At 36.4% G+C, this 9,388-nt stretch carries 9 protein-coding genes; all 9 read right to left on the reverse strand.

Annotated features, from left to right (window positions below; all coding sequences use genetic code 11):
- The coding region (locus L1264_RS20865) for a hypothetical protein (protein WP_235404577.1) at nt 1–859 on the reverse strand (859 nt) is incomplete at its 3' end.
- Nucleotides 860–910: 51 nt separating this feature from the next.
- Nucleotides 911–1,954, reverse strand: coding sequence for a hypothetical protein (locus tag L1264_RS20870; protein WP_199527396.1), 1,044 nt, complete (start codon nt 1,952–1,954; stop codon nt 911–913).
- Nucleotides 1,955–1,994: 40 nt separating this feature from the next.
- Nucleotides 1,995–3,065 carry a hypothetical protein gene (locus L1264_RS20875; protein ID WP_199527395.1) on the reverse strand — a complete coding sequence of 357 codons (1,071 nt, stop codon included), beginning with the start codon at nt 3,063–3,065 and terminating at the stop codon, nt 1,995–1,997.
- A 30-nt stretch (nt 3,066–3,095) separates the two neighbouring features.
- Nucleotides 3,096–4,160 carry a hypothetical protein gene (locus tag L1264_RS20880; RefSeq protein WP_199527394.1) on the reverse strand — a complete coding sequence of 355 codons (1,065 nt, stop codon included), beginning with the start codon at nt 4,158–4,160 and terminating at the stop codon, nt 3,096–3,098.
- A 92-nt stretch (nt 4,161–4,252) separates the two neighbouring features.
- Nucleotides 4,253–5,455, reverse strand: a complete 1,203-nt coding sequence (locus tag L1264_RS20885; RefSeq protein ID WP_235404579.1) for a hypothetical protein — start codon at nt 5,453–5,455, stop codon at nt 4,253–4,255.
- Between the two features lie 51 nt (nt 5,456–5,506).
- Nucleotides 5,507–6,559 (reverse strand): hypothetical protein, encoded by a 1,053-nt coding sequence (locus L1264_RS20890; RefSeq protein WP_199526978.1) that lies wholly within the window; start codon nt 6,557–6,559, stop codon nt 5,507–5,509.
- 40 nt (nt 6,560–6,599) lie between these two features.
- Nucleotides 6,600–7,667 carry a hypothetical protein gene (locus L1264_RS20895; RefSeq protein ID WP_199526977.1) on the reverse strand — a complete coding sequence of 356 codons (1,068 nt, stop codon included), beginning with the start codon at nt 7,665–7,667 and terminating at the stop codon, nt 6,600–6,602.
- Between the two features lie 92 nt (nt 7,668–7,759).
- The gene (locus L1264_RS20900; RefSeq protein ID WP_235404581.1) at nt 7,760–8,956 is read right to left on the reverse strand and encodes a hypothetical protein; all 1,197 of its coding nucleotides are present in this window, start codon (nt 8,954–8,956) and stop codon (nt 7,760–7,762) included.
- 79 nt (nt 8,957–9,035) lie between these two features.
- Nucleotides 9,036–9,388, reverse strand: a 353-nt coding sequence (locus L1264_RS20905; protein ID WP_235404582.1) for a hypothetical protein, incomplete at its 5' end; no start/stop codon positions are given.

Here is a 9,388-nt window from a genome sequence, read left to right on the forward strand (position 1 = left end):
CTTCGTAAGGTAAATAAAACGGTTTTCTAAACAAAGTATGCGGAGTTTTCACGAGGACGGTATGGCGATTAAAATAAAAATAATCACGATGTAATAACACGGTTCGATGCTTAGCAATAAAATACCCTAAAATAAACATAGGGACATAAATGAGAGTGAAAATCCATGTTTTATGTAAACCTTCAAATAATATAACTACTAATTGAAAAAGTAATGTTACAACTGATAGAAAAAGTAACATAAACCCTATATTAGCAATTAAATTAGTCCAGCCACCGAGCCAAGCTACTGATAACTGCTTACCATCGCTCTCTACCCAATGCCCCTCAAGTGTTGAGCCACGATTAGGGGATTCAAGCTCTGCTGCATATTTATCAGTAAAACGCTTACTTTTAAAGGTACGAGTTTTAAAGCTGCAGCCATTGAGTGCTTCTGCTTTTTTTAATCGCGTTTCATAACTGTCTTTATGTAAATAGTCTCTTGGTAGTTGTTCGTTATAGGTTTGACTATTCTTACGGTACCTACAACTATTTTCGGCTCTCCTTCTATTTTCTGCAGCTTTTTCAGGGTTATCTCTTCTAAATTCTTCTAATAGCACCTCAGCTTCTTCATCTAAGGCGAGCTGTTTAACGGCTTTATCTTTTGCTCTTGTTGGGTCTCTGCCAGGGTTCTCAGCGCACCACTGGTTAATTGCATTAATACGATTTTCTCTTTTAATCTTTTCTCTTTCTTCATGAGTTAAACCGTCGTTTTGTTCAGCAATATAGCGCTTAAGCTCCTCATCACTAATAAGGTTATCTATTAAATCATCCAGTTTGTTTGATTTTATTGAGCCTTTATCATCACTACTCATTGTCATTGCTATCTACATTCCTTGTTTTTAACCATTCCACTTTAAATATCTCAGACCCTAAACACCCACTGCTACTTGTCTTAATAAGGTTTTTGTTAATCGCTTCCAATAAGGCGTTGTATCAGGCTGATTTAAGCTTTCGTCGATTGGCCATTTTTCCCATGGTTTGGTGATTTCTTCGTTTGCCCAGCGTTTAGGGTTGGTTATTGCACCATCAAAGTTAAAGCGATAAATATCGTTATCAAGCTTTTCTTCTATCTGCTGCATCTGTTTGTAACTCATTAAACGCCAATACTTTTCTGGGCGGTTATTCTGTTGATCAAAATCGCGTGTTAGTGGGTCTAAATGACGAAACGGCTCTATTTCGGGTGAGTCCACTAATGGTTTGCTTAAATCCATAAAACGCACCACGCGCTCCCATGTATAGCGACAGTAGTTTGGGTTTTGTGGGTTGTCTTTAACGCGAATTTCACTGAATGCACCTGCGTGGTTTTGATAATCTTTATGAGCCACATACATCGCATGAGTCACACCATGTCCTTGTGAATGGTTGGCTTTAGCGTAAAACGCTTCTATCTCTGAAAACCGAAATGTCGCATGACCATGCTCATTCTTTTGCGCATTATCAACCGACCAGGTAAAACTCACCGTTTGATTTAAGCGATCAAAATACACCTCACGCCGAGGTAAAATGTAACGTGCTAATATGGGGCTGAAATTTAAAAAGAACAGATTCCAGCAAATTACAAATACGATAAACCAAACAGGTAATGGTTCTGGTGAAGGCGTGAATTGAGTGTAAAGACATATTAAAATAATGCAAACCGCCGCAAAACTACCTGTTGCCCCCAATAAAATTGGCCCTAAAGTTAATGCAAGCATCGCATCATTCCCCTTTTGAAAGCCTAAATAACGCGCTTGATTATCTAAGCTTTTTGGAGATACCTCTTTATTATCTTCTTTCTCTAAGAATGTTCGCACAAACATTAAACCTTTAAGTGAACTATATTCAAACTTCTTGGGGGCGATATACTGTTTAAAGTTCTGTGACGCTTCGATTGTTCTTGCATTCATTTTTGCGAATCTATACGAAATAGACATTGATATCCTTATCTTTCAATGTTGCCCTAACAGTCAGTTTTTACAAATCAATCATTAAAAATGAGGTGAATTTTTGCCAAGCTGTTTTGCCAAACTTAATCTCACTTTCTGGTTTTATATTTTCTGCGTATTTCCAAGGAAACTTAAAGATTTCAGGTGGGTTGAGCTTTTTGATTGGTTTACCCATCAGTAAATTATCTAGTTGCTCCTCATTATCAAACTCTTTACTTAACTTCAGGGCTTCTTTGTTCATTTGTTTAGCGAACTTGCGCTCAACACGGTACCAAAAATATTTTGGACGACAATTCGCTTTATCAAACTCTGCGGTTGTTTTATCAAACTCTCGATAATATTCAAATTGTGGGATATCAGCCAAAGGTTTTGTGGTATCCATGAAATTTTCAATCAGTTCCAACTCACAAAACACATCATAAATATAAGTTGGGCCTGTATAATCAAATAGTTCATCTTTTTTATAATGCAGTAGTGTAAAGCCTCTAAATGGGAAGCCACTATTAGGGTTATGCACGACACGATAGTGTGCATTAAATTCATCATATTTTAAGCCAATTAACTCTTTACCATCTGAGCTAGGAACCTCAATATTACCACTTGATCGATTAAAAAATGTTTGTAATTTTAATTTTTTAAATAATCGACTTTTTCTTAAAAAAATACTAACTAACTTTGAAATTAGCCAAACTAAGAAACAAATTATTATGAGATCAAAACTAAGCTTCTCATTTCCAAGTAACCATGCTAACAGTGGCATACTGATTAATAAAAAGATTACAGATAAATGTATATATATCCAAGCTACAATTAAAGAGGTTTTCCAGTTAGTTGGTGTTCCACCAATACCTAGTTTTAGGTGTGTATTGTCTTTTGCAATAGTATTATAAGCTCTAATTGACTCCCCATTTCTATTAAGCCGGTCACTCTCCAATTGAAAGTCACTCCAAGCATTCATAACGCATTGTTCTTTTGGAAAAATAGGCATCTTGCTTTGTTCTTTACAAAAGTAAGATTCTCTTTCATTTGTTAAACTTTCAGATTCTATCGATTTTCTTTTAAGACCTTTATAACAACCCTCTAGATAATCTTTATACATATTCAACTTTCTTAACCAGCCTAGTCGTTTTTACAAATCAATCATTAAAAATGAGGTGAATTTTTGCCACGCTGTTTTGCCAAACTTAATCTCACTTTCTGGTTTTATATTTTCTGCGTATTTCCAAGGAAACTTAAAGATTTCAAGTGGATTGAGCTTTTTGATTGGTTTACCCATTAGTAAATTATCTAGTTGCTCATCATCATTAAATTTTTTTAAAAGTTCATCATCTGCTTGGGTCATTTGCTTTAAAAATGATTTATCAACCCGATACCAAAAATATTTTGGACGACCATTCGCTTTATCAAACTCTGCGGTTGTTTTATCAAACTCTCGATAATATTCAAATTGTGGGATATCAGCTAATGGCTGAGTAACATCCATAAAATTTTGCAATAGCTCCCAATGTAAAAATGCAGAGCTAATTAAATTAGCACCTGTCCAAGCATAAAAAACGTCTTTTTTGAAATGTAATAGTGTAAATCCCCTATATGGAAAGCCGCTTTGAGGGTTGTTTTGGACTTTATAGTGAGCGTTAAACTCTTCAAAAGGAAATTTCAAAGAATGGCTTCCGCTATTATTATCCATCCAAACGAGACCTTTCGTACGCTCAAAGTTAACTCTTGAAGCTTTGACCTTTTTCCTAATTAACTTCCATATCGTTAAATTAAAAAATTTAGAGAATGCCCACATTAAAAATATATAGCAAAGTGCAAGAGTGCCTTGTTTTTCATTACCTAAGAGATATAAAAATACTGGAATAAAAAAAAGACATAAGATAATAGTTAAGTGAATACAAACCCAAATCAGTAATAATATATCAGACACTTTCCTACCAATTGTTGATAGGCTTAGAATGTTTGGCGTGCAACCAAGGACATTTCTATAGTGCTCTGCTTTACCAGATAAATTGTACTTAAACGCAGCGCTTTGATAACTATCATAACAATGCCCAAATACATTATCCCTGGGAAATAGCGCCTGTTTACTTTGGAAGCGGCAATACATTGATTCACGTTCATCTGTTGCGATTTCATTTCTAAATTTTGCAGCTTGTTTTCCGCGATAAGCGGTTTCTGCGTATTGCTCAAGCATATTCAACTTCCTTATTACCGAACTGTATTACTAACTATTTATTTACAGTTCGGTGCCACTCCTTTGCGTAAATACAAACCAAACTAGCTTCACTACCACACGGCTTCTCTATTTACTTGGCAATCGACTGGATCTAAATAGGGTTTTAGCTCCTCAGGGAATCCGTGTTTTTCTGTTATGTCTTTATCAATTTTGAAGTAATGCTCTATCGATTGATATAAGTGAGTACCAAGTGGGATGGATGTATCCATAAAGGTCATGGCTGTGGCATATGCCAGTGAATCCCATTCACGATTTGAACCACCAACGTAAAATGTTGGCTTAGTGAAGCGATAATGTTTAGGGTATTTTAACGGCACCATGAGAGATACAAATACACGTGAGCCACCGCGGGCTGAACCGACATTACGCTGATTTGCGCCATAGCAAACAATGTCTTCGTAAGGTAAATAAAATGGTTTTCTAAACAAGGTATGTGGAGTTTTTACAAGGCCGGTATGGCGATTAAAGTAAAAATTATCTCGATGCGCTAATATAGCACGGTGTTTTAAAGTGAAATAACCCAAACCAAAGAGCGTCACATAGATTGAGGCCATTATCCAGAAGTATTCAAACCCATTCGCAATTAACGCATATACATGAAATAAGAAAACCATAAAAGCGAGTGTTTCAAAGAAAAAGCCAAGTGCTGTAAATAAGTTAGACCAGCCTCCAAACCATGAAATAGCCAACTGCTTACCATCATTCTCTACCCAATGTCCCTCAAGTGTTGAGCCACGATTAGGGGATTCAAGCTCTGCTGCATATTGATCAGTAAAACGCTTACTTTTAAAGGTACGAGTTTTAAAGCTGCAGCCATTGAGTGCTTCTGCTTTTTTTAATCGTGTTTCATAACTGTCTTGATGTAAATAGTCTCTTGGTAGTTGCTCTGTATAGGTTTGTCTATCATCAAAATATTTACTACTGTTCTCGGCTCTCCTTCTACTTTCTGCTGCTTTTTCAGGATTATCTCTTCTAAATTCTTCTAATCGCACTACATCTTCTTCATCTAAGGCGAGCTGTTTAATGGTTTTATCTTTTGCTCTTGTTGGGTCTCTGCCAGGGTTTTCGGCGCACCACTGGTTAATTGCATTAATACGATTTTCTCTTTTAATTTTTTCTCGTTCTTCATGAGTTAAACCATCGTTTTGTTCAGCAATATAGCGTTTAAGCTCCTCATCACTAATAAGGTTATCAATTAAATCATCCAGATTGCTTGATTTTACTGAGCTTTTATCATTACTACTCATAGTCATTGCTATCTACATTCCTTGTTTATAACCATTCCATTTTAAATATCTCAGACCCTAAACACCCACTGCTATTTGCCTTAATTGGGTTTTTGTTAATCGCTTCCAATAAGGCGTTGTATCAGGTTGATTTAAGCTTTCGTCAATTGGCCATTTTTCCCATGGTTTGGTGATTTCTTCGTTTGCCCAGCGTTTAGGGTTGGTTATTGCACCATCAAAGTTAAAGCGATAAATATCGTTATCAAGCTTTCCTTCTATCTGCTGCATCTGTTTGTAACTCATTAAACGCCAATACTTTTCTGGGCGGTTATTCTGTTTATCAAAATCGCGTGTTACTGGGTCTAAATTACGAAACGGCTCAATTTCGGGTGAGTCCACTAATGGTTTGCTTAAATCCATAAAACGCACCACGCGCTCCCATGTGTAACGACAGTAGTTTGGATTTTGTGGGTTGTCTTTAACGCGAATTTCACTAAACGCACCTGCATGGTTGCTGTAATCTTTATGAGCCACATACATCGCATGAGTCACGCCATGTCCTTGTGAATGATTGGCTTTAGCGTAAAACGCTTCTATCTCTGAAAACGGAAAGGTCGCATGACCGTGCTCATTCTTTTGCGCATTATCAACCGACCAAGTAAAACTCACCGTTTGATTTATACGGTCAAAATACACCTCACGCCGAGGTAAAATGTAACGCGCTAAAATAGGCCCAAAGTTGAGGAAGAAAAGGTTAAATCCTAAGGAGAGGCATACAAAGAACAATGGAGAAGCAGCATTATTTGGATAGTAAATTGACTCATAGATCCACACCATTAAAGCTATAATAGAAATAAACGTTAGCACTGCCCCCAATAATATCGGCCCTAAAGTTAACGCAAGCATCGCATCATTTGCTTTTTGGAAACCTAAATAACGCCCTTCGTTATCAATACTATTTAAATCTTTAAGCCTTCTTTCTTCATCCTTTAAGACTAAAATTTTTACTATTTGAAAACCCATTAAATCAGTGAATTTATTAAACCTCTTCTTCGAAAAATAATTTTTAAAATTCTGTGAATTTTCCATCGCTCTTGCGTTTAGCTTTGCAAATTTATATGAAATAGACATTGATATCCTTATCTTTCAATGTTGCCCTAACAGTCAGTTTTTACAAATCAATCATTAAAAATGAGGTGAATTTTTGCCACGCTGTTTTGCCAAATTTAATCTCACTTTCAGGTTTTATATTTTCTGCGTATTTCCAAGGAAACATAAAGATTTCAGGTGGATTGAGCTTCTTGATTGGTTTACCCATCAATAAATTATCTAGTTGCTCATCATCATTAAACTCTTTTAATTGCTCGTTTTTTGCTTGGCTCATCTTTTTTAAAAAAGATTTATCAACACGATACCAAAAATATTTTGGACGACCGTTCGCTTTATCAAACTCTGCGGTTGTTTTATCAAACTCTCGATAATATTCAAATTGTGGGATATCAGCTAATGGCTGAGTAACATCCATAAAATTTTGCAATAGCTCCCAGTGCAAAAAAGCGCAGGCTATTTGGTTACTATAAGTCTGTTCATAACGAATGTTTTTCTTATAATGCAGTAATGTAAAGCCTCTATTAGCAAAACCACTTTTAGGATTATGGGCTACCTTATAGTGAGCATTGAACTCTTCAAAAGGGAGTGCATCAAAGTTTTTTGCATTCTTAGTAGGTACTTCAACCATACCCGTTTTACGGTTAAAAATTGTGGCTAGATTAAATTTGAAACGAAAAAAAGGCCAAATTAGCAAGCTAATTAATTTAGATCCCACCCAGCAACTTAAAAGAATGATAAAAAAATCAAATGCAAGTTCATATGCCCCTAAAGCAAGGGAAAATAAGGGTAGAATAAACATAAAAAAAACAAAGAATAAATGTAGCATCGCCCAAGTAAAGTTAATCAAACCAATAATATTTGTAGCATTTGCAATTAAGGCCAACGTCAACTTATTTTTTCCTTTAGTTAAAATTGAGCGTTCATAGTCTGTTTGACCATTAATATTCCCTTTATAATAACTCTTCTGACTGCTATCAAAGCAATATCCAAATAAGTTTTCCCTAGGGTAAATAGCTTGCTCGCTTTGATAACGGCAATACATTGAATCACGTTCACCTGTTGCGATTCCATTTCTAAATTTTGCAGCTTGTTTACCGCGATAAGCGGTTTCTGCGTATTGCTCAAGCATATTCAACTTCCTTATTACCGAACTGTATTACTAACTATTTATTTACAGTTCGGTGCCACTCCTTTGCGTAAATACAAACCAAACTAGCTTCACTACCACACGGCTTCTCTATTTACTTGGCAATCGACTGGATCTAAATAAGGTTTTAGCTCCTCAGGGAATCCGTGTTTTTCGGTTATATCTTTATCAATTTTGAAGTAATGCTCTATCGATTGATATAAGTGAGTACCAAGCGGGATGGATGTATCCATAAAAGTCATGGCTGTGGCGTATGCCAGTGAATCCCACTGACGGTTAAAACCACCAACGTAAAATGTTGGCTTAGTGAAGCGGTAATGTTTAGGGTATTTTAACGGCACCATGAGTGACACAAATACACGAGAACCACCACGGGCTGAGCCGACATTACGCTGATTTGCGCCATAGCAAACAATGTCTTCGTAAGGTAAATAAAACGGTTTTCTAAATAAAGTATGCGGTGTTTTTACAAGGCCGGTATGGCGATTAAAGTAAAACTTATCTCGGTGCGCTAATATAGCGCGGTGTTTTAAAATGAATAAACCCAAACTAAAGAACGTCACATAGATTGAGGCCATCACCCAGAAATACTCAAACCCATTCGCAATTAACGCTATGATATGAAAAAAGAGAACGATTAAAGCAAGACTCGTACAACTGAAACCAAGAATAGTAAATAAGTTAGACCACCCTCCAAACCATGAAATAGCCAACTGCTTACCATCATTGCGAACCCAATGCCCCTCAAGTGTTGAGCCACAATTAGGAGATTCAAGCTCTGCTGCATATTGATCAGTAAAACGCTTACTTTTAAAGGTACGCGTTTTAAAGCTGCAGCCATTGAGTACTTCTGCTTTTTTTAATCGCGTTTCATAACTGTCTTTATGTAAATAGTCTTTTGGCAGTTGCTCATTATAGGTTTGTCTATCATCAAAGTATTTGATTTCATTTTTAGTTCGCTTTCTTATTTCAGCCACTATCTCTGGGTTGTTTTTTCTAAACTCTTCTCTTCGAACCACCGCCTCTTCATCTAAGGCGAGCTGTTTAATGGTTTTATCTTTTGCTCTTGTTGGATCTCTGCCAGGGTTTTCAGCGCACCACTGGTTAATTGCGTTAATGCGGTTTTCTCTTTTTATTTTTTCTCGTTCTTCACGAGTTAAACCGTCGTTTTGTTCAGCAATATAGCGCTCAAGATCCTCATCACTAATAAGATTATCAATTAAGTCATCCAGCTTACTTGATTTTACAGAGCCTTTATCATCGCTACTCATTGTTACTCCTTTATTTGCTGCACTTCTTATGTGTTTTTTACAACTCAACTTATTAAAGCTTAGATTTATAATTTAGCTTTTATAAATGAATAATGGCTTTGCTAGTTTCTTTGCCAATACGGTGGCTGAACTTACGATCATCACCCCAAGAGAAGAACCCTGGCTTTTCACCTACTTTGTAATATTCGATTGGTAAGCCATAAATACTATTAAAGCCCTGAATAGTAGATTGTCCTCTGCCATCAGGATAAACAGTGGCTTCTAATTTAAGCTCTATTTGGTCCCCTTGTTGCAAACCGTATTCAGTCAAAAATGCCTTGTAATATATTTCTGCTTGCCAGCCAGTACGAGCAGGTTGAAGCATCCATAACGCATTAGTTAATATGGGGGAATCAAGGGGAATTTGCGCAAACTTTTGATGCTTTCTGAATC

It is taken from the genome of Pseudoalteromonas sp. APAL1, from assembly GCF_021532475.1.
Taxonomy (GTDB): domain Bacteria; phylum Pseudomonadota; class Gammaproteobacteria; order Enterobacterales; family Alteromonadaceae; genus Pseudoalteromonas; species Pseudoalteromonas lipolytica_C.